General features: G+C 73.1%; 20 protein-coding genes. 11 read left to right on the plus strand and 9 right to left on the minus strand.

The genetic code is table 11. From position 1 onward, the window contains the following. Positions 1-416 precede the first annotated feature (416 nt). Positions 417-1,913, plus strand: a complete 1,497-nt coding sequence (locus WME89_RS42355; protein ID WP_438005269.1) for a helicase HerA domain-containing protein — start codon at positions 417-419, stop codon at positions 1,911-1,913. A gap of 227 nt (positions 1,914-2,140) precedes the next feature. Here WME89_RS42355 and WME89_RS42360 read toward each other — a convergent pair whose 3' ends face one another. The 5 genes from WME89_RS42360 to WME89_RS42380 all read right to left on the minus strand — a co-directional run bounded on the left by WME89_RS42360 (position 2,141) and on the right by WME89_RS42380 (position 7,627). Then, positions 2,141-3,646, minus strand: coding sequence for a serine/threonine protein kinase (locus WME89_RS42360; protein WP_438005270.1), 1,506 nt, complete (start codon positions 3,644-3,646; stop codon positions 2,141-2,143). A gap of 194 nt (positions 3,647-3,840) precedes the next feature. Next, positions 3,841-5,538 (minus strand): DUF2254 family protein, encoded by a 1,698-nt coding sequence (locus tag WME89_RS42365; protein WP_438005271.1) that lies wholly within the window; start codon positions 5,536-5,538, stop codon positions 3,841-3,843. A 115-nt stretch (positions 5,539-5,653) separates the two neighbouring features. Next, positions 5,654-6,745, minus strand: a complete 1,092-nt coding sequence (locus WME89_RS42370) for a hypothetical protein (protein ID WP_438005272.1) — start codon at positions 6,743-6,745, stop codon at positions 5,654-5,656. Positions 6,746-6,917: 172 nt separating this feature from the next. Continuing rightward, a complete protein-coding gene (locus tag WME89_RS42375) occupies positions 6,918-7,262 on the minus strand; it encodes a hypothetical protein (protein WP_438005273.1) in 345 nt (114 codons plus the stop codon). Next, complete coding sequence (locus WME89_RS42380; protein WP_438005274.1) at positions 7,250-7,627, minus strand: hypothetical protein; 378 nt, start codon at positions 7,625-7,627, stop codon at positions 7,250-7,252. The genes WME89_RS42375 and WME89_RS42380 overlap by 13 nt, the downstream gene beginning before the upstream one ends. 230 nt (positions 7,628-7,857) lie before the next feature. Here WME89_RS42380 and WME89_RS42385 point away from each other — a divergent pair, with 230 nt between their 5' ends. The 3 genes from WME89_RS42385 to WME89_RS42395 all read left to right on the plus strand — a co-directional run bounded on the left by WME89_RS42385 (position 7,858) and on the right by WME89_RS42395 (position 11,256). Continuing rightward, positions 7,858-8,673, plus strand: a complete 816-nt coding sequence (locus WME89_RS42385) for a tetratricopeptide repeat protein (protein WP_437620492.1) — start codon at positions 7,858-7,860, stop codon at positions 8,671-8,673. A 64-nt stretch (positions 8,674-8,737) separates the two neighbouring features. After that, positions 8,738-10,192 carry a protein-disulfide reductase DsbD family protein gene (locus tag WME89_RS42390; RefSeq protein ID WP_438005275.1) on the plus strand — a complete coding sequence of 485 codons (1,455 nt, stop codon included), beginning with the start codon at positions 8,738-8,740 and terminating at the stop codon, positions 10,190-10,192. Positions 10,193-10,323: 131 nt separating this feature from the next. Next, positions 10,324-11,256, plus strand: coding sequence for a hypothetical protein (locus tag WME89_RS42395; RefSeq protein WP_438005276.1), 933 nt, complete (start codon positions 10,324-10,326; stop codon positions 11,254-11,256). Positions 11,257-11,287: 31 nt separating this feature from the next. Here WME89_RS42395 and WME89_RS42400 read toward each other — a convergent pair whose 3' ends face one another. Genes WME89_RS42400 through ribF form a run of 3 tightly spaced genes read right to left on the minus strand, consistent with a single transcriptional unit; the run spans position 11,288 to position 15,947 of the window. After that, positions 11,288-12,265 carry a hypothetical protein gene (locus tag WME89_RS42400; RefSeq protein ID WP_438005277.1) on the minus strand — a complete coding sequence of 326 codons (978 nt, stop codon included), beginning with the start codon at positions 12,263-12,265 and terminating at the stop codon, positions 11,288-11,290. A 58-nt stretch (positions 12,266-12,323) separates the two neighbouring features. Then, positions 12,324-14,903 (minus strand): tetratricopeptide repeat protein, encoded by a 2,580-nt coding sequence (locus tag WME89_RS42405; RefSeq protein WP_438005278.1) that lies wholly within the window; start codon positions 14,901-14,903, stop codon positions 12,324-12,326. Positions 14,904-14,945: 42 nt separating this feature from the next. Then, on the minus strand, positions 14,946-15,947 hold the full coding sequence (ribF, locus tag WME89_RS42410; RefSeq protein ID WP_438005279.1) for a riboflavin biosynthesis protein RibF: 1,002 nt from the start codon (positions 15,945-15,947) through the stop codon (positions 14,946-14,948). Between the two features lie 146 nt (positions 15,948-16,093). On the opposite strand from ribF, the gene WME89_RS42415 reads away from it, so the two are divergent. The 6 genes from WME89_RS42415 to rplI all read left to right on the plus strand — a co-directional run bounded on the left by WME89_RS42415 (position 16,094) and on the right by rplI (position 20,155). After that, entirely contained in the window at positions 16,094-17,056 is a 963-nt protein-coding gene (locus WME89_RS42415) for a ribose-phosphate pyrophosphokinase (protein ID WP_437620498.1), read from the plus strand. A 187-nt stretch (positions 17,057-17,243) separates the two neighbouring features. Beyond that, positions 17,244-17,930, plus strand: a complete 687-nt coding sequence (locus WME89_RS42420; protein WP_438005280.1) for a 50S ribosomal protein L25/general stress protein Ctc — start codon at positions 17,244-17,246, stop codon at positions 17,928-17,930. Positions 17,931-18,047: 117 nt separating this feature from the next. After that, entirely contained in the window at positions 18,048-18,719 is a 672-nt protein-coding gene (gene pth / locus WME89_RS42425) for an aminoacyl-tRNA hydrolase (protein ID WP_437658739.1), read from the plus strand. 109 nt (positions 18,720-18,828) lie between these two features. Next, positions 18,829-19,368, plus strand: a complete 540-nt coding sequence (rpsF, locus tag WME89_RS42430; protein ID WP_437620501.1) for a 30S ribosomal protein S6 — start codon at positions 18,829-18,831, stop codon at positions 19,366-19,368. A 3-nt stretch (positions 19,369-19,371) separates the two neighbouring features. Continuing rightward, positions 19,372-19,692 carry a 30S ribosomal protein S18 gene (gene rpsR / locus WME89_RS42435; protein WP_061611043.1) on the plus strand — a complete coding sequence of 107 codons (321 nt, stop codon included), beginning with the start codon at positions 19,372-19,374 and terminating at the stop codon, positions 19,690-19,692. Between the two features lie 10 nt (positions 19,693-19,702). Next, positions 19,703-20,155, plus strand: coding sequence for a 50S ribosomal protein L9 (gene rplI, locus WME89_RS42440; RefSeq protein ID WP_437620502.1), 453 nt, complete (start codon positions 19,703-19,705; stop codon positions 20,153-20,155). A gap of 94 nt (positions 20,156-20,249) precedes the next feature. Here the strand turns inward: rplI and WME89_RS42445 are convergent, their stop codons facing one another. Continuing rightward, positions 20,250-21,134 carry a PfkB family carbohydrate kinase gene (locus WME89_RS42445; RefSeq protein WP_438005281.1) on the minus strand — a complete coding sequence of 295 codons (885 nt, stop codon included), beginning with the start codon at positions 21,132-21,134 and terminating at the stop codon, positions 20,250-20,252. A gap of 434 nt (positions 21,135-21,568) precedes the next feature. Here WME89_RS42445 and dnaB point away from each other — a divergent pair, with 434 nt between their 5' ends. Next, complete coding sequence (gene dnaB / locus WME89_RS42450; RefSeq protein WP_438005282.1) at positions 21,569-23,062, plus strand: replicative DNA helicase; 1,494 nt, start codon at positions 21,569-21,571, stop codon at positions 23,060-23,062. Positions 23,063-23,075 lie beyond the last annotated feature (13 nt).

Genomic DNA, 23,075 nt, shown 5'->3' on the forward strand with positions numbered 1-23,075 from the left:
GAACTCGATGGATCGCGTCCGGATAGCACGGAGTCGACGCACTGGCTCCATCGCAACAACGCAACTCACCGGCGTCGGCTGACACACGACGGTTCCTTCTTCAATTCTCGTGGCTAGACCGGAACGGGCTTGTTGCGAGGTAGCCAGACGCGAGACGTGACAGGCCATGACCGTGCCTCCTCACGGGGATTCGCTCTCGGCCAGCCCGGCCTTGTGCGTGCCTCGGCGGGGGTGGACCCCCGTCTCGCCAGGCCTCGTGCCTTGTCGATCTCGCCTCTCCGCCTCCCGGCGCCCTTCGCTCCTTGGCCCTTGACTTCGTCGCGACGCCACCGTGCTCGGCTCGCGCGCGCCGCCGCGCTCGCCTAGAGTCCGCAGGTGAGCGCGTCCGGCCCCGAGCCCCGGCGCGGAGCGACCCCGTGAGCCCCACCCTCTCCCTCTGCGACGGCTACCAGCTCGACCTGTCCGACTACGCCCGCACCGGCCTGCGCGTCGGCATCTGGGCCTCGTCCGGTCGCGGCAAGAGCTTCGGCGTCGGGGTCCTCTGCGAGGAGCTGCTCGCGGCCGGCATCCCCGTCGTCGCCGTCGATCCCGAGGGAGAGCTCCACACGCTGCGGGAGCGGTTCCGCCTGCTCGTCCTCGGCGGCGCCCACGCGGACCTGCCGCTTCCGTCCGGCGAGCGCGCGGCGGCGCTCGCGCTCGCGCGGGTGCTCGACGAGGGCCTCGGCGTCGTCATCGACCTCTCCGATCAGCCCACGAGCCGCGCCCAGCAGAGCGCCGCGCTCCCGTTCCTCGAGCGGCTCTGGGTCCTCCTATCCGAGCGCCGCGCGCCCGCGGCCCTCGTCGTCGAGGAGGTGCACATCTTCGCGCCCCAGTCCGGCGCGTCGCTCACCTCGGACATCCTGCACCGCTTCGCCAAGCAGGGCCGCAAGCGCGGCGTCCTCCTCGCCGTCGCCAGCCAGCGCACGCAGGCCGTCTCGAAGGAGCTCATGAGCCAGCTCAACTTCCCCGCGATCGGCGGCTTCGAGATCGAGCGCGACTACGACGCGGTGAGGGCGCTCGTCGACGGGCACACGTTCGACGAGTTCCGCGCGCTCCCGGCCGGCGAGTTCTTCCTGCCGGCCATCGGGCGCTTCGAGCGCTGGCGCGCACGCCACACCGCCCACGGCGGCGACGCCCCGAGCTGGACCGGCGAGGCCGGCGGCGCGCCGCGGATCGCGGACTCGAAGCTGAGCACGCTCATCAATGAGCTGCGCGAGGCGCTCGCCGACGAGCTCGCGAGCGCGAAGGCGCCCGATCCGAGCGCCGCGCTGCGCGCCGAGATCCGCCGCCTCGAGCGGCAGCTCGAGCAGGCCGACGAGGCGCGCAGGGCCGCCGAGGCCGAGGCCGAGCAGCTGCGCATCGCGCTGCGGGTGGCCGGCGTCGTCAAGGTCGTCATCCAGCACGAGACCGTGGCGCGGGCCGGTCAAGTCGACGCCGCGCGCCCGCCGGCGGCGCCCGCTCCCACCGCGCCGCGGGAGCGCGCCCCGGCGGCGCCGGCGCCGGCGCCGGCCGGCGCGGCCGTGAAGGTCGCCGCGAGGCCGGCCTCGCCGTCGCTCCGGGATCTCGCGCTGCCGGCCGGGGCGGTGCTCGCGGTGCGCGGTGTCAAGCAGATGGTGAGCGCCGCGAGGAGCCACGCGCGACGGCGATCACCCCGGTCGGTGGCGCACGTCGCCCTGGCGGCGAAGCTGCTCGCCAGCGGCGCGGCGCTGACCGCGGAGGAGCTCGCCGCGCGCGGCGGCTCGCGCAGCCAGGTCGAGATCCGGCGCGCCGTGCACGCGCTCACCGCGCTCGCTCGCGCGGGCTTCGCGTCGGTCCAGGGCGGCCGTCACGCGCTCAACGAGGCGGCCGTGCTCCGCGCGATCCAGCTCGGCTGATACGGACCTGGTGCCGCGTCGCCCAGGTTCTCCCTCGTTCATGAAAGAGGGAACCACAGAGGCACAGAGGCACAGAGGCACAGAGGCACAGAGGCACAGAGGCACAGAAGAGAGAAGAAGAAAAGCGTCATTGCTTCATCTCTGTTCTCTTCCCCCTGTGCCCTCTGTGCCTCTGTGGCTCAAATCTCTCCCCACCACGGATCAACGACGACCGTTAGAGGCGCCGGCTAGCAGCCCGAGACGAACAGCAGCCGGGTCGTCGCGAGCGCCCCCAGCACGAACAGCCCCGCGAAGAAGATCGTCCGCTTGCGCCGCAGCTGCTCGGGGCTGAGCCCGGCCATTGCAGGCTCCTCGTCGGGCGCCGCCTCGCCGGCGCGCACCCCGTCCGCCGCGGGCGGCTTGCTGCCCGCGGGCGTGCCGCTCCTCTGCGCCGCGTCGCCGCCGGCCGCGATCGCGGCGCGCCTCCGCTGGAGTTCGCCTTCCGGCGCGGCCGACGGCGCGCGCGGGCGCGGCGGCGCGTCGTCCACGCCGTCGAAATCGAGGTACTGCACCGAGAGCGAGCCCATGGCCGCGCCGGGCGGGCGCGGGGCGCCGCTCCCGCGCGCTGGCGGCGCGCTCCGCCGCCCCTCGGGCGACGACGGACGGCCCGGCGAGCCAGCGGGCACGGCGCCCGGCGCATGCCCCGTCAGCCCCGGCGAGCTCTGCCCCGGCGCGCTCGCAGGCGGGATCGACGGCGCGACGTGGCAGCCGGAGTTGCTCGTCGAGCGCGCCCGCGCGATGTAGGTCTCGACCAGCTCCTTCAGCTCGTTCCGGGCCTCCTGCTCGGCGCCCTGGCCCATCCCGAGGAGCACCTGCTCCAGCGCGTCGGCCAGCTTGCCCGCGGTGGCGGTCCGCTTGTCAGCGCTGAACTCGGTCGCGGCGTCGAGCGCGTCCGCGAGCGGCGCGCTCAGCTCGGGCAGGAGCGCGCGCGCGCGCGGGATCGGCGTCGAGGCGACGCGCAGGATGAGCTGCGTCTGCGTCTCGGCCTTGCGCACCCGGCTGCCGAGCAGCGCCTCCAGCAGCGTGAGCCCCAGCGAGAAGACGTCCGCGCGCCCGTCGAACGGCTCGCCGCGCGCCTGCTCCGGGGGCATGTACGGGAGCTTCCCCTTGAACACGCCGCTGTCGGCCTGATCGCCCCCGACGCCCGGGACGCGCGCGACCCCGAAGTCGGTCAGGCACACGCGGCCGTCCCGCCCGATCAGGATGTTCGAGGGCGAGACGTCGCGGTGGACGACCGCGTAGCTCCGCCCGTCTTCCTCGCAGAGCGTGTGCACGGCCTCGAGCGCCCTCGCCATCTCCCGGCCGATGTAGGCCACGACGCGCGGCGAGAACGCGCCCACCTTCCTGAGCACGCGATCGATGGCGGGCCCGTCGACGTAGTCGAGGGCGAGGTACACGGAGCCCTCGAAGGTCCCGAGCTCGACCAGCCGCACCACGTTCGGGTGGTCGAGCCGCGCGATCACCTGCGCCTCGGCGAAGAACGACTCCCTCGCGTAGGCGCCGAGCTCGGGCCTCGGGGCCAGCCGCTTCAGCGCGACGAGGCGCCGGGCGTCGGGCGGCCCGTCCTCCTCGGCGAGCCACACCTCCCCCATCGCGCCCTTGCCCAGCAGCCGGATGAGCCGGTACTTGCCGGCGAACAGCCCCCGCGTCGCGTCGGGCTCGGCGTGCTTGGTGTGGGGGCGTGAGGCGGGCATCTCGGGGTCGGCAGCGCTCGATCTCCGCGTCTTCGGCGCCGGTCGAGGCTAGCCCTCCTCCGGCGGGTCGACGTGGTGCGGCGAACGCATGCCCATCCTATCGCCGCCCGCGCGCCGCAGGAATCACCGCGACCATGCCCCCCGCGGATTCCCCGCGCGCCGGCCGCGCCCCGGCTCACCTGCGGGAGCGCCGCTCACTCCTGGGTGTGCTCCTCGCGGATCGGCTCCCGCATGGTCGTCGCCGGGAACCACTCGAAGAAGCGGTGGATGAGCTGCCGCCGCTCGGGCTCGATGTACTCGAACACGGCGCCCCGGTCGTTGATCTCCCAGAACTCGTTGCTCGTCACGGCCAGGAGCTCCGCCCGGATCGAGCGCAGCCGGTCGGGCCGCTCGTCGCGCATGTCGCGGTAGATCTTCCGCGCGAGCACCTCCTCCCCCTTCTGCAGGTAGTACGTGGCGAGCTTGACCTGCGCCTTGCGGACGCCGCGGAGCGAGCGCTCCTGCTGGTCGAGATCGGCCTCCTTGTCCACGTCGAGGAAGATCCGGAGCAGCTCGTCGCGGGCGGGCGCGTGGACGTCGTACGCGCGCTCGTTGAGCACGCAGAGGTCGAACGCGACCGTCTCGGTCAGGAACGCGAGCCCCATCGCGTGCGCCGTCTGCGCGTAGTACTTGAAATAGCGCGCGACCTCGAGGACCTGCTCCCCCCAGCCCGCCTTGAGCAGCTCCTCGGCGAGGTAGCGGTACTGGTTCAGGTTGTTGTAGGCCGCGGCGATGTCCTTCGCGTTGAGCGACCTGCGCATGTAGGTGTTGAAGAACTTCACCACGACCGCGACGGCCGCCCGGTCGCCGGCGCCGATGGCGGTCTGCCCGATGTAACGCGTGTCGATCGCGATGCGCGTGATGAGGTCGGGCATCGCCGTGAGCGCCTCGCGGTAGACCATCAGGAACTGGCGGAGCGCCTTGTATTCGAGCCAGGTCCGCGTGGTCGAGAGCTTGCCGAGCGCCTCGGCGTTCATGCTCACGAAGTCGGTGTCCCTGGCGAGGCGGTCGCGGATCTGGAACCAGCGCGGGTCGAGCGTCGCCTTGTACGGCAGGTACGCGACGACGAGCTCCGACAGCGAGTCGACCGTCTTCGACGCGATCCCCTTGTCCTTCTGGTCGATCGCGTTGAGCGCCACGTCGGCGAGCTGCTCCAGCGACGAGAGCGCCGTCACCCGCCGCTCGTCGATGGCGTCGTCGCTCTCCCCGCCCGCGGGGCGCAGCGCCTGCTCGATGCCGCTCCTCTTGATGCGCCCGACCACGTTGTCGGGCTCGACGAAGTCGAACACGTAACCGAAATACGGCGCCATCATGAGCAGGCTCGCGGTGAGCAGCCCCATCGTGACGAGGACGCCGTAGTACGGGACGAACGCGTGCGCGGTCGAGCCGATCAAGAGCTCTCGCTCGGTCGGGCCGCCCCGGATCGAGAAGTTGATCCACAGCGAGAACACCGCGCTGACGACGAAGAAGCCCATCACGAGCATGTTCGTCCGGTCGCGGAAGAACATCTCGGTGATCCGCGGCGTGTAGCGGTTCGCCGCGAGCTGCACGATGATCGAGGCGACCGTGATCACGATGCCGAGGATCGCGGCGATGACCTCGCCGATGCCGCCCATGATGTGCTCGGCGTCGCCCGGCGACATCTGCAGGAAGATGTCCCAGAACGCGAGGCCCTCGTTCCCCTGCCGCGCGAGGTCGAGCAGGTAGATGACGGCCAGGGTCGCCATGCTGACGCCGAGCAGGTACGACATCGGCCGCAGCCAGATGCGCGCCACGGCCGCGCCCCCGCGGCGCTGCCCCTCGGTGCCGCTCGCGGTCCGGTCGCGGCTCATGATGTGACCGCCGGTCGACACACGCGCTTGATCGCCGCGCGCTTGATCGCCGCGCGCCTGATCGCCACGCGTCTGCTCCCCCCGCGCTTGATCCACGCGCCTGCCCACGCGCTCGCCCCGCCAGGCGGCCGCCTGGCTATTTCTTCTCCGGGGGGCTGTCGAGGTCTTCCGCGAGGTAGCTGAGGATCACCTCGTCCAGCGACTTCTCGCTGATCAGGTCCTCACCGAAGATCGAGGAGCCCTCCCCGGGCCGGTTGGTGGCGAAGATGCTGGCCGGGCGCGAGGCCGCATAGCGTCCGGAGCCGGGGCCGCTCGCGAAGTGCTCGACGGCGACCGAGGGCGCCGGCGGCGCCACGGGCTGCTCCGGGTGGACGTTGCTGTAGACGCCGGCGCCGGACGCCGCGGACTCCGCCCGCCGCCCGATCACGGACGCCGGCGGCGGCGGCAGGTCCTGGATCTGCTGGAAGAACGGCGTCTGCGCCTCGGCCGCGGCGCGCTCCAGCGCGTCGAGATCGAGATCGATCGACGGCTGCTCGGGCTTGATCTCCGCGGGCGCGGGGCGCACCGCCCTGCCGGAGAGCGGGCTCGCCGCGCGCCCGCCGCCGAGCGCCTGGAGCGCGAGCGGATCGAGCTCCAGCCGCGGGCGCGAGCTGGCCGACGCGGGCGGCGGCTCGGCCGCCGGGGCGCGCGGCGGCGGCGCGGCGGGCGTGACGGCGGCGGGCCTCGCCGCTGGCGTGGCGGGCCTCGGAGGCGGCATCGGCGCTGGCGCTGGCGTGGCGGCCGGCTTCGGCCGGGGCGCCGCCTCGGGCGCGAGGGGCCGTGAAGGCGGGGGCGGCTTCGGCGCGCTGATCGCGTCGGGCGACGAGGGCGCCGGGGGGCGCGCCGGCTTGCTCGGCTCGGCGGGGGGCGGCGCCGCGGCCGCGGCCGCCGACACGGGCGGGGCGGCGGAGTCGTCGAAGAGGTAGTCGAAGAGGCCGTCGCGCAGGGCGATGAACATCGCCTTGTGCTGCTCCTTCATCATCCCGCGCACCGTATCCGCGAGCGAGGCCTGGCCGACATGCTCCGCGTACGACGTCTTCGTGGTCTTGAGGATGCGCCCGCCGTCGGCGAAGAGGTGCGTGATGATGTGAGGATGGCGAATGCCCGAGTCCTCGGTCTGTATATGGAACAACCGCCCCTTGTGCCGGACGTTGTTGTTGAAGCCGAGCAAGGGCGACGGGGCTTTCACGACAGGCAATCCGAGGGTGGGGAGGTGAGGAGATCGCGCCAGTGGGGAGCGCTCGCCACGGCCGAGACTATCACAGCGCGGCGCGCTCGGAACGATTCGCAGCGCGCCGCGCCTCCTTCACGCTGGGGGCGCATGTCGGAGCGGGTCGGCCGCCGGCTTCGCGCTCGTCGCGTCAGGGCAGACAGCGCTCCAGGTCGTCCGCATTGCTCGCCTGGAGGGCGCACGCGACCTCCGCCTGCGTGAGGTCGGCCTCGCAGCGGACGAAGCCGCGCTCGCCGGCGGCCTCCCGCGCCAGCGCCTTGCGCTCGGCGACCTGGGACGCGGCGGGCTCAGGCGTGGCCGCGCGCAGGACGAGCTCCACGTAGCGGTCGAGGAGCGCGGCGCACGCCTCCGGCGAGGGGCGCGCGGCCAGGCGGCGGAGCGCGGCGCGCCCCGCGACGACGCCGATCACGAGCAGCACGATCGCCAGCGTCGCGAAGACGTCGGCGCGCGTCGCCGGCCGCGTCACTCCAGGCATCGGTCGACCTGCTCCGGGGTCGTCGCCTGCCGGACGCACGCCATCGCGGCGTCGGTGATGTGCCGCCCGACGCACCTGTCGATGAGGTCCTTGCGGGCGTCCCGCACCGCCGCGATGCGCTCCTCGACGATCTTCGGATCCACGATGTTCTGGGCGCGGAGCTCGATCTCCGCGCTGCGCTTGAAGATCGCCTCGCACTCCTCGCGGCCCGCCGGGTGCCCGCACCCCGACACGAGGGGCGTCGCGCCGAGCAACGCCAGGCACGCCACGAGGCGGAGCGTGGAGCCCCGACCCGGGCTGCCGGAGACCGTGGAGACGGAATACCCACGCTGCTGAAGCGAGCTGAACCCAGGGCGGCGACGCATGGCCGCGACGTATGGCGCCACGCCCGGTAGGGTGCAACTGTACGTGACGGCGTCCAGCGTCCGGCCCAGCCCGAGTCAATTCTGGAAAGGTCGCGTCTTGCTGGAACGCCTGTGCAGGTCTGGTACGATTCATTTCTGTGCGCAAGGCGAGCGAGCACGGTGACAGCGTGGGCGGCGCTCGAACCGTCCGTGGGGGCTCCGGGGGTGCGCCGCGGCGCACGAAATCGACGGTGCGGGCCGTTGCGTCCGGCGGGGGAGACGCTGGCCAGGACGAGGCCCCACGAAAGAAGCGCCCGAGCAGCGCGGCGCGACGGCCGGCGCCCGCGGCGGCGCTGAACGCCGAGGAGATGCTGCGGCGGGCGCTGGGCGCGGTGACGCCGCGCTCGCGCGCGCTGTGGGCGCGGCGGGGGCTGTCGCTCCGGGGGCCGCTCGACAGGACGACGCAGGCGATGCTGCTGCGGCAGCTCTACCTCGCGTACTTTGAAACGCGCCGGTTCGAGAGGGCGGCCGAGGTGGCGGAGCAGATCGTGGCGCTCGACGTGCTGAGCGACGTCGCCCACCAGGACGCGGCGCGGGCGAAGCAGGCGCTCGGCGACATCGAGGGGGCGGTGGGGCACCTCCGGCTGGCGGCGCGCACGGGGCCGGCGAGCCGCAGGGCGTTCCACTGGTGGACGCTCGGCAGCGTGTACCACCTGGCGCGCCGGTACGACGAGGCGATCGGCGCGCTCACGCGGGCGGCGCGCTGGGGCACGCGGGACAAGCCGCTCTACCAGGGGCACCTCGCCGTCGTGCAGTGCGAGAGCGGCAAGACGGTGGAGGGGCTCGGCGCGCTGATCGACCGGCTCTCGGAGGTGCCGGCGGGCCAGGGCTACGGGCGGTTCGTGCTCGGGCAGATGGCCTATTTCGACCATCGCTGGGACGAGGCAAGGAAATATCTGGAAGCTTTCGTACAGCGGAGCACCTCGGGGAGGGTCGCAATGGCCATCGCGCTCGGCGGGGAGATCGAGGCGGCGCGTCGGACGCTGGCGTCGCTCGCGAAGCGCTGACGGCGGTCTGAACGGAAGGCGGCGCGCCGCACGAGGGCGATCGCTTTGCTATAGAACCTCCGTGATGACCGCTTCGACTCGTCTCAAGGGAAGCGCCGGCGCCGCGCCGGCGGGTCTTCAGCGCGGCGCGCTGGTCAAGGGAAGCGCCGGCGCCGCGCCGGCGGGTCTTCAGCGCGGCGCGCCGGCCGCGCTGGCCGCGCTCGCCGCGCTCGCGGTGCTCGTGTTCCCGGCGCTCGCGCGGGCCGAGGAGCAGCCGGATCTCTTCACCCGCGGTCTCCAGGCGGGGCCGGCCTTCGCGGCGCTCGCCGCGCTCGCGGGCGGCCTGCTCACGTGCCTCACCCCCTGCGTCTACCCGATGATCGCCATCACGGTGAGCATCTTCGGGGCGCGGGAGGCGAAGTCCCGGCGCGAGGCGATGCTGCTCTCGACGAGCTTCGTGCTCGGGATCGTCGTGCTCTTCACGGCGATGCTCGTTGTCGCGGCGCTCACCGGGAGCCTGTTCGGCAGCGTGCTCGCGAACCGGTGGGTCATCGTCGGCATCGCGCTCGTGTTCATCGCGCTCTCGCTGTCGATGTTCGGCGCGTTCGACATGACGCTGCCCGACACCCTGATGCAGCGGCTCTCGCAGGTCGGCGGCATCGGCTACGGCGGCGCCTTCCTGCTCGGGCTGGTGAGCGGCCTCGTCGCCGCGCCGTGCACCGGGCCCGTCCTCACCGGCATCATCCTCTGGATCGGCAAGACCCAGAGCATCGGGCTCGGCGCGCTGGTCGGCGCCACGTTCTCCATCGGGCTCGGCCTGCCGTTCTGGCTGGTCGGCACGTTCGCCGTCGCGCTGCCGAAGGGCGGCAAGTGGATGCTCGGGGTGAAGTCGTTCTTCGGGATCGTGATGCTGATCGTCGCGCTCTATTTCCTGAAGACGACGTTCCCGGCGCTGTCGTCGCTCGCGCAGCCCACGCCGCAGTTCATGGCGGTGATGGCCGGCCTGGTCGCGCTCGGCCTCGCGCTCGGCGCGGTGCACCTGTCCTGGGACGACGGCGGCCTCGGGGTGAAGGCCCGCAAGGGGCTCGGGATCGCGCTCACGGTGGCCTGCGGGTTCCTGCTCGTCGCGAGCATGGATATGCCGCGGCTCGCCTCGCCCGTCCCGGTGGCGCTGGCCGGCGAGGCCGCGCCGCGGCAGCTCACGTGGCTGCACGAGGAGCCGGCGGCCGTCTCGAAGGCGAAGGCGGAGAAGCGGCCGCTGCTCGTGGATTTCACCGCGGAGTGGTGCGGCGCCTGCAAGCAGCTCGACAAGGACACCTTCTCGGATCCGCGCGTCATGGCGAAGGCGGCGCACTTCGTCGCGGTGAAGGTCGACGCGACGGACGACGAGGATCCGCAGGTCGACGCGGTCAAGGGCAAGTACCGGGTCGTCGGCCTGCCCACGGTGGTGATCTACGACTCCACCGGGGCGGAGCGGAAGCGGTTCAACGACTTCGTCGGCCCGGACGTGTTCCTGGCCGCGCTCGAGGGCGTCCAGTAGCGCGGCGCATCGCCCGCCTCGCCGCGCGCGCCGACGCGCGCAACGACGTCGATCGCCTGGACGTGGAGGACCGAACGCCGCGAAGATGGGGCGACGGCCGCCGCGTCCCCTGCGGCCGGGCCGCCGTGAACATGCGCAACTCCCTGCTCGCCGCCTTCGCGCTCTGCTTCCTGGTGGTCGTCGCCGGCTGCGGCGTCGCGGGACCGACGACGGGGACCGTCGTCATCGGCGTGACGAGCGAGCTGCTCGCGGGGGCCGACATGGACTGGATGCGCGTGGTCCTGCGCGCCGGCGGCGAGGTCGTGCGCGACGACGTGATGACGCAGAAGAGCGGGCAGCTGTTCTTCCCCAGGGAGTTCTTCTTCAGCGATCTCGAGGACGGGACGGCGGTGGAGATCTCCCTGGAAGCGTTCGGGGCCGAGGACGCGGACAGGCCGCTGCTCGTCCGGACCGCGTCGACGCAGGTGCTCGGCGGCCGCACGCTGCTCCTCGAGGTGCGCCTCGAGCGGGAGTGCGTGGTGGCGCCCGGGGCGCGCACGTGCCCGGCGCCGCAGACCTGCGTGGCCGGCGGCTGCAGCGCCCCCGGCGTGGATCCCCGGCGGCTCGAGCCCTACAGCGCCTCGTGGAAGTCGGACGCGGTGCCGGACGTCTGCAAGCCGGCGGGCGGCGGGGCGCCGATCGTCGTCGTCGGGGAGGGCCAGGCCGACTACTTCCCGCTCGAGGATCTCGACGAGGTCCAGGTGGAAGCGGGGCCGCAGGGCGGGTACCACATCTTCGTCGCGACCCGGATCAAGAACCTCCGCCGCTCCGGCTCGACCACCGTGGTGAGCGGCTTCGTTCCCGACCTCGGGTACACGGTCGAGCCGCTGAAGGTCATCTTCACCCTGGACCAGGACGAGGGCGGCTTCTGCAAGCTCCCGGGGCTGCGGTTCCGGCTGGACGGGGAGCGGGGCATCGAGGAGCTGCTCGGGAAGGTCGTCGAGATCGAGGCGACCGTCACCGATGCCGACGGGGACACCGGGACCGGCAAGCGCAAGGTGACGCTCTCGCAGACCATCCTGTAGGCGCGGGCACGGCGGGCGGGTGAGCCGGGTCTCACTCGCCGGCTGCGCGCCAGCGCGTCACCCAGCCGCCGGTGAGCAGATCGAGGGACGCCTCGGCCTCCAGCGCCGCGAGCGTCGCGGCGCGGTGCTCCTCGGGGCTCCGGCCCGGGTCCGCCGAGAGCGCGACGGCGCGCTGCCACGCGAAGAGCAGCTCGAGCGCGCGCGCCACGAGCTTCGCCTGCAGCTCGGCGCGCTCGCGGCGGAGGCGCTCGAGGGCGATCTCCTCATCGACGAAGACCAGGCGGTCGAGCCGCCATGTCGCGCGCGCCTCGAGCCAGAGGCTCGTTCCGCCGGAGGCCGTCCTGCGCGCCGGATCGTACTCGGTGGGGGCCAGGTTCTCCGCCTCGTCGACGAGGCGCGAGACGCGGAGCCGGAGCTCCGGGAGCAGCGACGAAGCGCGGGCGCGCGAGGCGAGCGCGTCGATGCGCGCCCCGGGATCGAGGAGGCGCGCCTGCCGCAGCGCCGCCTCGACGATCGCGCGCGCCATCGCCGGCGTGACCCGGACCGGCAGCGGGAGCGGCGGCTCGACCTCGGCAGGCGGCGCCGGGGGAGGCGCTCCCGGGAGCTCGGGCGGCGGCGCCGCGCGGGGCGGGCCCTGGCTCGGGGGAGGAGGCTTCAGCCGAGGCGCGTCCGCTTCGGCGACGGCGGAGGGAGGAGGGGGCACGCCGGGGCGCTCGGACAGCCGCTCCAGGGGGATGCTCGCGAGCAGCATGCCGCTGATGGAGCGCTCGCCGCGGTCGAGCTGCGCGACGCCGAGCTGGACCGCGATCCAGAGCGGCTGCGCCCGTCCCGGGGCCGCGGCCCAGAGCTCGTGGGGCGCGGTGTCGAGGCGGTCGACGCGCGGATCGAGCGCCGTGGGCTCGTCGTCGGCGGGGAGGTCGGCGCGCGCCTGCGGCGCGGAGAGGGCGCACGCGAGCGCGCCGAGGAGGAAGAGGGCGGAGCTGGCGGTGGATCGGTGGTTCGGTTGCACGCGAGCTGGGTCGACCGCCGCGCCTCGCCAGTTGCGTGCGGCGCGTCGCGCGGTCCGCTCAGCGGGCCCCGGATCGCGGGCGCTCCCGGGTGGCGAAGCTTCGCCAGAGCTCGTTTCCGCCGCCCGGGGACTGCGGCCACCCGGCGCCAGCGCGCAGCTCGCTGCTGCCGCCCGGGGACTGCGGCCACCCGGCGCCAGCGCGCATCTCGCTGCTGCCGCCCGGGGGCTGCGGCCACCCGGCGCCCGCGCGCATCTCGCTGCTGCCGCCCGGAGACTGCGGCCACCCGGCTCCCGCGCGCCGGAGCGCCTCGCTCGCGTGAGGCGGGCCGCCGTGCCCGGACTCGAGCCCGCCGCTCCCGCCGCCGCCGCTCCCGCGGCCAAGCTCGCTGGCCCCACCGCGGGTCGCCGCGACCGCCTGCGCGAGCGCTTCCGGCGTGGGCGACGTCCCGGAGGGGAAGCGCGCCGGCCCCTCGCTCGATGAATCGCGGGTCGCCGCGACCGCCTGCGCGAGCGCCTCCGGCGTCGGCGATGTCCCGGAAGGGAACCGGGCTGGCCCCTCGCTCGACGCGGAGGCCGCCGGCTCGGCGGCGTCCTCCGCGCTGCGCCCAGGCGTGCCCCCATCGGGAGCGAGGCTGCGGAGCGAGGCCGATCCGACAGCTTCAGCAGCGATGTCGCGACGCTCGAGCTGCGCGGCAGCCGCTGTGGCCCCATCGCGCGCGGCGAGCGCAGCCGCCTCCGCGGCCACATCGCCGCTGGCCTCAGGTGCAGCCGCCGCCCCGATCGCACCGCTGCTCGCGGCCGGCGCGCCAGCCTCTGGCGCGGTGTCGCGGCCCGGCGCCGGCGCGGAGATCTCTGCGGCCGCGTCCCCGCGCGGCCCAGGCGCGACCGCCTCGGAGACCACGTCGCCGCTCGCGTCTGGCGCGCTCGGAGCCGGCGGAGATGCGATCACGGGCGCCGCGCTCGCCGCAGGGTCCGCCACGGCAGCAGGCGTTCCCTCCTCACCCGTCGCACCAGGAGATCCTGCGGACGGCGCAGGAGCCTGGAGCGCGCCGGATGCCGGGGATGGCGCCCCGTCGGCGTGCGTATCCGTGTCGCCCGGTGCGGCGAGGCTGCCCGCCGGCGCCTCGCCCGGCAGCGCCGCGGGCTCCGGGGCGGCGGGCTCCGCGGAGGACGACCTCGTCGAGACCGGCAACGCGCGCGGCGCAGCGACCTCGAGGCCCACGGCGAAGGGCTCGAACACGTCGCCGACGAGCCAGCCCGTGCACATCCGGAGGTGCGCGCCGGCCGGGATGTCGCGCACGAACATGTCCCCGAAGAGCGCGTCGATGGCGAGATCGCGCTGCTCGACCACGGGCCTCTCCCAGCTCGGGAGCACCGCGACAACGCGGATCGAGAGCTGGCCTTCCGGGTGACGCGCGCGCGCTCGCGCGAGCGTCCTGGGACGCACTTCCCAGTAGAGGTAGAGCGTCTCCGGATCGACGGCGATGCCGACGATCTCGTCGAGGTCGTACCGCGCCGGCATCTCCGCCTGCTGCTCGTCGTTCACGATCGACGCAAAGCTCAGGGCCGCGCCCGCGCCGCCGTCCTCCGCGACAGGCGACGCCTGCGCAGGAGCACCCGCGGGCGACGGCTGCGCCGGAGCGCCCTCCGGAGCTCCGGAGACGGCTTCGGCCGCCCTACCCTGCGCGTCCGGGCTCGGGGTCCCGCTCGGCGCGTGGAGGCCAGCGTCCTCCGCGACAGGAGCCTCCGCGACCTCCGCACCCGCGGGCTCCGGAGCTGCGCCCTTCACGGGTTCCGCGCCAGCGGTCTCCGAGGCGCCCGCACCAGCGCCGGCCCCCTCCGCGGCCTCCGGCGCAGCGCCCTCCTCCGCCGCCCCTGCGTCCGCAGCTTGCGCGGCCTCCGGCGCAGCGCCCTCCGCCGCCCCTGCGTCTGCAGCTTGCGCGGCCTCCGGCGCAGCGCCCTTCGCTGCGTCCGCAGCATGCGCGGCCTCCGGCGCAGCGCCCTTCGCTGCGTCCGCGGCTTGCGCGGCCTCGGCGCCAGCGCGCTCCGCGGTCCCCGCGTCCGCCCTCGCCGCGTCGTCCTCCCCCTCGTCCTCCGCCGCCTCCTCGTCGTCCTCGTCCTCCGCCTCTGCGTCCCCCGCTCCCCCCGCGCCCGCGCCTTGCGCTGCCTCACCCTCGCCCGGCGCGCGCTGCGCCTTCTCGATGAGCTGCGCGCGCAGCCGTCGCGCCTCTTCGTGGTGCGGCGCCCGCGCGAGGATCTCGTCGAGCACCGCGATGGCGCGGCCCGTGTGCCCCTGGGAGGCGTAGATCTCGGCGAGCGTCGTCGTGGGCAGCGGCTGCGGCGGGGGCGGCGGCCACTGCTCCGGCGGGGGCTCGCCGCGCAGCGCGCGCGCGGTCTCGGGCATGTGCAGGCCGCGCTCGACCACGCGCGAGAGCAGATCGCGCGCCCGCCCGAGGAAGCCGCGCAGGCGGGCCCGCTCCGGCTCGCTCTGCGCGGCGCGCGCCAGGATCTCGTCGACGAGCTCGGCCTTCGTGAGCACGCGCGGCCGCGGCACCCCGAGCCCCTCGGCGCGCGCTATCAGCTCCTCCCGCGTCAGCCCGTCGAGGTCCCGGCGCTCCATCGCGGTGGACGCTACCACATCCGCCGCTCGCCCACCGTCGCCCCACCGTCCTGCCGCCGCTCAGCGAAAAGCGCCCTCCGCCGCCGGATCCTCGCTCAGCGGCGAGAGCCGCGCGCGCGCAGCCTCGGCGTCGCGCGCGATCTGCGCCTTGAGCTCCGGCAGGCCGGAGAACCGCCGCTCCTCGCGCAGGCGGGCGATCAAGTGCACGCGCAGCGCCGCGCCGTAGAGATCCTCGTCGACGTCGAAGAGGTGCACCTCGAGGTTCGGCCGCGCCTGCCCAGACGCCTCGACCGTCGGCCGGACGCCGAGGTTCGCCACGCCGCGAGCGAGCGCGATCGCGCGGCCCGACGAGGTCACCCGATCGACCAGCGTCGCGTAGACGCCGAACGGCGGGAGCGCCTCGTCGATCTCGTCGAGGTTGCACGTCGGGAAGCCGATCGTCCGGCCCCGCTTGGCCCCCTGCGCGACGACGCCGGACAGCATGTGCGGGCGGGACAGCATCTGCTCGGCCGACTCGAGATCCCCGCGCGCGATGGCCGCGCGGATCCGGGTGCTCGACAACGCCCCCTCGGCGTCGCCGACGAGCGGGTGCGACCGCGTCTCGAAGCCGAGGTCCTCCCCGAGGCGCCCCAAGGTCGTGAAGTCCCCGGCGCGGCCGTGGCCGAACCGGAAGTTCGCGCCGACCAGGACGACGCGCGCGGCGAGCCTGTCGAGCAGCACGCGCCGCACGAACTCCTCGGGCGTCTGCGCCGCGAACGCAGGGTCGAACGTCACCACGTCGACCCGGATCGCCGGCTGCACGCGCCGGATCAGCTCGATCTTGCGCGGCAGCGCCGTCAGCAGCGGCGGCGGGGTGCGTCCGAGGACGCTCGCCGGGTGCGGCGCGAACGTGAGCGCCACCGGGTCGAGCCCCCGCCGCTCCGCGTCGAGCGCCGCGTCGGCGAGCAGGGCCTGGTGCCCCCGGTGAACGCCGTCGAAGTTGCCGATGATCACGAGGCTGCCCCGCGGCCCGACCGCGGCGCGCCCGTCCTGCCCGCCCGCGGCGGCAGCGAGATGCTTCACAGCCGCTACCTAACCCGAAGCAGCGCCGAACGAAAAGCGGGTGGAAAGCGGACCCGCCGGGCACGATACAGCCGTACAGCCAAGCGATCGATGTACAGAGTCGCTTGACGTGCCCATGTCAGGCTGATAGAGCCGCGCTCCCCTAAATGGGCTGGAGGCGCGCCGTGTTCAAGAGAGTCAGTATCTTCTCCGGCAACGCCAATTTAGCGCTTACCCAGGAAATTTGTCAGGTACTCGAGCAACCCATGGGGAAGTCGCGCGTGTCGCGCTTCTCGGACGGGGAGACGTTCTGCGTCATCCAGGAGAACGTCCGGGGTGTCGACACGTACGTCGTGCAGCCGACCTGCTCGCCGGTGAACGACAGCGTGATGGAGCTCCTGATCATGGTCGACGCGCTCCGCCGCGCCTCGGCCGGCTCCATCACGGCGGTCATCCCTTATTACGGCTACGCCCGGCAGGACCGGAAGGTCGCGCCGCGGACGCCGATCACCTCGAAGCTCGTCGCCGACCTCATCGTCGCCGCCGGGGTGAACCGGATCGTGGCGCTCGACCTGCACGCCGGGCAGATCCAGGGCTTCTTCAACATCCCGTTCGACCACCTGTTCGCGATGCCCGCGCTGCTCGACCACCACCTCCGCGAGAACTACGGCAAGGACGTCGTCATCGTCTCGCCGGACGCGGGCGGCGTGGAGCGTGCCCGCGCCTACTCGAAGCGCCTCCAGGGCACGCTCGCGATCATCGACAAGCGGCGCGAGCGGGCGAACGAGAGCGAGGTCATGAACATCATCGGCGAGGTGTCCGGCAAGAGCTGCCTCATCCTCGACGACCTCATCGACACCGCCGGCACCCTGGTCAACGCGGCCAACGCCCTGATGAAGCAGGGCGCGAAGAGCGTCGCCGCCTGCGCGACGCACCCGGTCCTGTCCGGGCCGGCGGTCGAGCGCATCAAGGACTCGCCCCTCACCGAGGTCGTGGTGACGAACTCGATTCCGCTCTCGGAAGAGGCGAGGGCTTCAGGTAAATTCAAGGTCGTCTCGGTGGCGCGGCTGCTCGCCGAGGCGATCCGCCGCATCCACCACTCGGACTCGGTGAGCTCACTCTTCGTCTGACCGGCTGCGCGCGCCCGTCGGCAGGAAGCGCGGCGACGATCAAGGTCGTCCCCGCGCCCCTGCCACAAAACGCGCCATCCGGCGACGAAGGCTCGACTTTCTCTTCTCCGTTCTGCTATAGCGCCGCACCCTACGCCGGAGCGGACCGCGCATCGCGGACCCCCGGAACACTTCTGGAGCCGTCGTCATGGAGATCATCAAGCTCAACGCCACGAGGCGCGAGGATAGCGGCAAGAGCGCGTCGAGCCGCCTGCGCCGCGCCGGACAGATTCCCGCCATCGCCTACGGGCGCGAGCTCGCGCCGCTGTCGGTCGCCGTCTCGCCGAAGGCGCTCCTTCAGGTGCTCGGCTCCGACCACGGCAAGAACTCCGTGGTCGAGCTGGCCATCGAGAACGGCGAGACGCTCACCGTCATGGTGCGCGACTACGACTACCACCCGATCTCGCGGGAGCTCGTCCACGCCGACTTCATCCAGGTGAAGCTCGACCAGCCCGTCGACGTCCACATCCCCTTCCGCTGCGTGGGCAAGCCGAAGGGCGTGGTCACCGGCGGCATCCTCCAGCAGATCTTCCGCACCATCCCGGTGCGCTGCCTGCCCGAGAAGATCCCGTCGTTCATCGAGATCGACGTGACCGAGCTCGACGTGGGCGAGTCGTACAAGGCCAGCGGGCTGAAGCTCCCCGAGGGCGTGAAGGCCCTGCTCGCCGACGAGCAGACCATCGCCGTCGTCAACGCGCCCGAGAAGGCCGGCCCCGAGGAAGAGGCGAAGCCGGCTGCCGGCGCGCCCGCCGCGGCGGCTGCTCCGGCCGCTGGTGGGGCTGCCCCCGCGAAGGGCGCCGCCGCCCCGGCAGGCGACAAGAAGGACAAGAAGTAACCAGGGAGCGGGCCGCCGGTCGCCGCCTCACGGCGAGGCGCGCGCGGTCCGTCCTGCCCTGCGGCCCGGCGCACCGCCGCCGCGTCCGCTCCAGGGGCTCAGCAGAACCAGCTCTTCATGCTGCTCGTGGTCGGCCTGGGAAACCCGGGCAAGGAATACGCTGCTCACCGGCACAACGTCGGCTTCATGGCCGTCGATGCGCTCGCCGACGAGGTCCGGGCAGATCCGTTCCGCGAGAAGTTCTCGGGCGTGCACGCGAAGGCGGAGATCGCCGGGCAGCCGGCGATCCTGCTCAAGCCCATGACCTACATGAACGAGTCGGGGCGGAGCGTTCAGCCGGCGCTGGCCTTCTTCAAGATCGCGCCGTCCGGGCTGATCGTGCTCCACGACGAGCTCGATCTGCCCTTCGGCACGGTCCGCCTGAAGGTCGGCGGCGGCCACGCGGGGCACAACGGGCTGCGCTCGATCATCTCGCACTGCGGCACGGGCAACTTCGGGCGCGTCCGCCTGGGGATCGGCCGGCCGCCGGCGGGCTTCCGGGGAGAGGTCGCGGACTACGTCCTGTCGGGCTTCGACGCCGTCGAGCGCGCGGGCCTGCCCGACTGCTTGAAGCAAGCTGTCCAAAGTGTGCTAGAAGTCGCCGCCCGCGGCTTCGAGGCCGCGATGAACGTTCGAAACACCCGGCCCAGGCCGGGCAAGAGGCAGAAGGGCGAAGGGGAAGGGTCGGCAGACCCGGCCCCCGACGCGAAGGGAGAGAGGGGTCCCTCCCCCCCGACGCAGAAGCCCTGATCCTCGACGGAGACAGCGGATCGAGCTCGCCGGTGCGTCGCTCGATCCGCTGCTCCTTTCCTCGCTCCGGGGCGCCGCCCCGGGGCCATCGTCCGAGAGGGAAGACTGAATGAGCCGACAGGTAACGGCGCCCGGGCGCGCCAGAGAGTACGAGACCATCTACATCCTTCGACCCGACATCGACGCCGACGGCGCCGAGAAGATCGGGTCGCGCCTCGCCGAGGTCGTCGGTCGCGAGGCCGGCCGGCTGACCAAGGTCGAGACGTGGGGGCGCCGCCGCCTCGCGTACGACATCGCGAAGCACCGCCGCGGCGTGTACGTGTACCTGAAGTACCTCGGGGGCGGGAAGGTCGTCTCCGAGATCGAGCGCAACCTGCGCCTCTTCGACGGCGTGCTGAAGTACCAGACGGTGCTCGTGCGCAACGACGTCGAGGCCCAGGGCGTCACGATCGCGGACGAGGACGTGAAGTTCGAGCGCCTGGAGCTCACGCCGCTGGAGGACGACCGCGACGACTCGCGCGAGCGGCAGCTCGGCCTGATCGAGCCGGAGCGCCGCATCGACCGGAGCTCCGAGGCGGCCCCGCCGAGCGACCTCGACGACGCCGAAGAGGGCGAGGCGGAAGGCGCGACCGACGAGGAGGAGAGCTGAGCAATGAACGGCCGTAACAACGACATGGGCCGCAACGGCGGCGGGGACTACGACGATCGCGACTTCGGGCGCACCCCCGACCTGAACGCGGACGCCCCCGGGCGCCGCCGCACGGGCCGGAAGCGCGTCTGCCGCTACTGCGCGGACAAGGCGCTGGTCATCGACTACAAGGACCCGCAGGCGCTCAAGTACTTCATCTCCGAGCGCGGCAAGGTCGTCCCGCGCCGCATCAGCGGCAACTGCGCGCGCCACCAGCGCAAGGTGACCCTCTCCATCAAGCGCGCGCGCAATATCGCGCTCTTGCCGTTCACCGTGACGGCGTAGGAGGTCGATCATGGCAACCCACATCCATGTGGTCCTCACGGAGGACCTCCACAACGTCGGCAAGAGCGGCGAGCTCGTGAAGGTTCGCCCGGGCTTCGCGCGCAACTACCTCATCCCGCGCGGCCTCGCGATCGGCGCCACCGCCGAGAACGTGTCCCGCATCGAGCACGAGAAGCGGGTCGCCGAGTCGCGCGCCGCGAAGACGCGCTCCGAGGCGGAGCAGCTCGCGGGCAAGCTCAACCAGGTCAAGATCACCATCAGCCGCCCGGTCGGCGAGGGCAACAAGCTGTACGGCTCGGTCACGGCGCGCGACATCGAAGAGGCGCTCGCCGCGCAGGGCTTCAGCGTCGACCGGCGCCGCATCGAGACCGACACGATCAAGACGCTCGGGGCCCACCCCGTCGTGATCCGCCTCGCCCCGTCCATCACGGCGTCGGTCGAGGTCACGGTCGCCGCCAAGTAGCGCCCGGGAGCGCGGCTCTCCCCGCGCTCTCTTCCCCCCCTCCCCATCCCCCGCGCCTGCTTCCCTTCTGGGCCGCGCGCTCGCGCTCCCTCCCTCAGCCGCGCTTCCGCCTCACCCACGACCGCGCGACGTCATGCCCCCGCGTCACCGCGCGCAGCATGAGCGCCGCGTCCCCCCACCCCTCGCGCCCTTGCCACACGAGGCTGGCCAGCATCCCGGCGCAGAACGCGTCGCCAGCGCCGGTCGGATCGAGCGGGCGCACCGGGCGCGGCGCGACCGAGCGCTCGCCCGCGGGGCCGAGCACGAGCGTCGCCCGCGCGCCGTCCGTGACCACCAGCGTCGCCCCGGGGCGCAGGCGCTCGTGGAGCGCGCGCGCCGTCGTGCCCAGCACGTCGAGATCGCCGGCGCTGCACTTCACGAGGTCGGCCTGGCCGAAGAGCCGGAAGCAGCCGCGCACGCCGGGGCCGGGCGCGGCGCGCTCGGCGCGCGGCCACATCCGCGGGCGCGCGTTGACGTCGACCGAGATCGCGCACCCCTCGCGCCGGGCGCTCGCGGCCGCCCGCGCGAGCGCGCCGACCGCCCCGCGCACCGGCGCGATCCCGGTGAAGTGGACGACCCGGGTCTGCCACCGCGCGGGCAGCGCCGCGGCGAGCGCGCGCGCCTCGAGCTCGCCTTGCCTGTACCCGAGGAACCGCGCCTCGCCGCGCTCGGTCGCCACGAACATGAGGCCGGTGCGCGCCGCGCCCAGCGCGAGCCGGCTCACGTCGATGCCGGCCGCGGCGACCTCATCCCTCAGCCCGCGCCCCATCGCGTCGTCGCCCAGCGCGGCGCACAGCCCCGACGGTACCCCGAGCCGGGCGAGCGCCGTCGCGGTGTTCACCGCCCCACCCCCGGGCACCCGGCGAAGCAATTTTGCTCGCTCGAGCGGAATGCCTTCCGGCGCGAGCAGGTCCCACAGCGCTTCACCAACGCAGATCACCTCGGTGGGTTCAATCCTTGTTTGACGCGTTTTGTGATCCACAATGGCGGCTCCCGTGATGGTTCATGGCCGAGCGCAAAGCGCCATCGCAGCTGAGTCAAGCGCGAAGGGAAATCGCGTTCGGACCGGGGTTGCTCGATTTCCATACCTCGCCGCTGGGGGCGCTTCGCCTGGAGTCGCCTGTCCTCCGCGATTGGAGGAGAGGCCCCTGCACGTCGAGCCCGCATTGGGATGCCCACCGTACGAACGCTCACTGCAATGCAAACAGAAACCCTTCTCAGGGCTGCCCATCTTCTGATAGACGGAAATCGACCCTGCACCCGACGCCCCGAAGGACCGCCGCGCCTTCGGGGCGTCGCCCATTTCGGAGCCTGTGGAAAAGCTCGGGGCCGGATGGGGGTAATCGGTGGGGAGGAGAAGCACGGATGATGAGAATGATGGATCGCCGAGGCCAGCGGCCTCAGAGGATCGAGCCTCCCATCGTCGCCGGACGCGTGCCGCCGCACGATCTCGACGCCGAGGCGGCGGTGCTCTCCGCCATCATGCTGCACCGCGACGCGCTCGATCGGGTGCTCGAGATCCTGAAGGCGGAACATTTTTACAGCGAGGCGAACAGCCGCATCTACGAGGGCGCGCAGGAGCTCGCGACCGCGGGGACGCCCATCGACATCGTCTCGGTCGCCTCCTGGCTGCGCGACCGGGAGCGCCTTGCCCAGGTGGGCGGCGCGGCGTACCTCGCCCAGCTGGCGGACGCGACGCCGGCGGTCGCGCACGTCGCCGCACATGCGCGGGTCGTGTACGAGAAGTGGCGCGTGCGGCAGCTCATCGCCACCTGCCAGCGGGTCGCGGCCGAGGGGTACGGCGACGTCGGGGTGGTGCAGGAGTTCATCGACGGGGCGGAGCAGGCGGTCTACCAGCTCGCGCGCACGCCCCAGGGGACGTCGACGCAGCCGATCGCCCAGGTGCTCAAGGCCGCGTTCGAGCAGATCACCGCGGCCGCCGAGCGCGGCGACCGGATCACCGGCATCTCGACCGGGTACGAGAAGCTCGACGCCAAGACGGCCGGCCTGCACGACGGCGACCTCTCGATCATCGCGGCCCGCCCCGGCATGGGCAAGACGTCGTTCGTCCTCAACCTCGCCGTGAACGTCGCGTCGCCGCGCACGGTGAGCTCCCCCGGCCCCGACCAGGCGGGGCACGGCGTCGAGCGGCACGAGCCCGGCTTCGGCGCCGCGGTCTTCTCGCTCGAGATGCCGCGCGAGCAGCTCGCGACACGTATGGTCTGCTGCGAGGGGCGCGTCGACCTCGGCAGGCTCCGCCAGGGCTTCCTGCAGCCCGACGACTGGCGCCGCCTGACCGAGGCCGCGTCGTTCCTGTCGACCCTGCCCATCTGGGTCGACGACACGCCGGCGATCACCCTGCTCGAGCTGCGCGCCAAGGTGCGGCGCATCCAGGCCGAGTACGACCGGCCCCCGAGCGACGGCCACTCGGGGCGGCGCGTCGGGCTGGTCGTCATCGACTACCTGCAGCTCATGAAGGGGCGGGACGGCGTGAACAGCCGCGAGCAGGAGATCAGCGAGATCTCCCGCGGGCTGAAGCAGCTCGCGAAGGAGCTCAAGGTGGCGGTCATCGCGCTGTCGCAGCTGAACCGCGCGGTCGAGACGCGCACCACCAAGGACAAGCGCCCTCAGCTCTCCGACCTCCGCGAGTCCGGCGCGATCGAGCAGGACGCCGACAACATCATGTTCATCTACCGCGACGAGTACTACAACCCGGAGACGACCAACCATAAGGGCATCGCGGAGATCATCGTCGCCAAGCAGCGCAACGGGCCGACGGGGAAGGTGCTCACGCGGTTCACCGCCTCGTGCACGCGGTTCGACAACCTCGCGCCCGGCGACTACCCGGAGATGGTCGACGACGAGTAGCGCTCGCCGCCGC

The sequence above is a fragment of the Sorangium sp. So ce321 genome, from assembly GCF_051530195.1.
Classification (GTDB): domain Bacteria; phylum Myxococcota_A; class Polyangia; order Polyangiales; family Polyangiaceae; genus Sorangium.

Bases quoted from the DNA above. Each gene is read 5' to 3' on its own strand.
- WME89_RS42360 (WP_438005270.1), bottom strand. From the start codon at position 3,646: ATGCCCGCCTCACGCCCCCACACCAAGCACGCCGAGCCCGACGCGACG.
- WME89_RS42375 (WP_438005273.1), bottom strand. From the start codon at position 7,262: ATGCCTGGAGTGACGCGGCCGGCGACGCGCGCCGACGTCTTCGCGACG.
- WME89_RS42380 (WP_438005274.1), bottom strand. From the start codon at position 7,627: ATGCGTCGCCGCCCTGGGTTCAGCTCGCTTCAGCAGCGTGGGTATTCC.
- WME89_RS42390 (WP_438005275.1), top strand. From the start codon at position 8,738: ATGACCGCTTCGACTCGTCTCAAGGGAAGCGCCGGCGCCGCGCCGGCG.
- WME89_RS42395 (WP_438005276.1), top strand. From the start codon at position 10,324: ATGCGCAACTCCCTGCTCGCCGCCTTCGCGCTCTGCTTCCTGGTGGTC.
- WME89_RS42415 (WP_437620498.1), top strand. From the start codon at position 16,094: ATGGGCTGGAGGCGCGCCGTGTTCAAGAGAGTCAGTATCTTCTCCGGC.
- WME89_RS42420 (WP_438005280.1), top strand. From the start codon at position 17,244: ATGGAGATCATCAAGCTCAACGCCACGAGGCGCGAGGATAGCGGCAAG.
- pth (WP_437658739.1), top strand. From the start codon at position 18,048: ATGCTGCTCGTGGTCGGCCTGGGAAACCCGGGCAAGGAATACGCTGCT.
- rpsF (WP_437620501.1), top strand. From the start codon at position 18,829: ATGAGCCGACAGGTAACGGCGCCCGGGCGCGCCAGAGAGTACGAGACC.
- rpsR (WP_061611043.1), top strand. From the start codon at position 19,372: ATGAACGGCCGTAACAACGACATGGGCCGCAACGGCGGCGGGGACTAC.
- rplI (WP_437620502.1), top strand. From the start codon at position 19,703: ATGGCAACCCACATCCATGTGGTCCTCACGGAGGACCTCCACAACGTC.
- dnaB (WP_438005282.1), top strand. From the start codon at position 21,569: ATGATGGATCGCCGAGGCCAGCGGCCTCAGAGGATCGAGCCTCCCATC.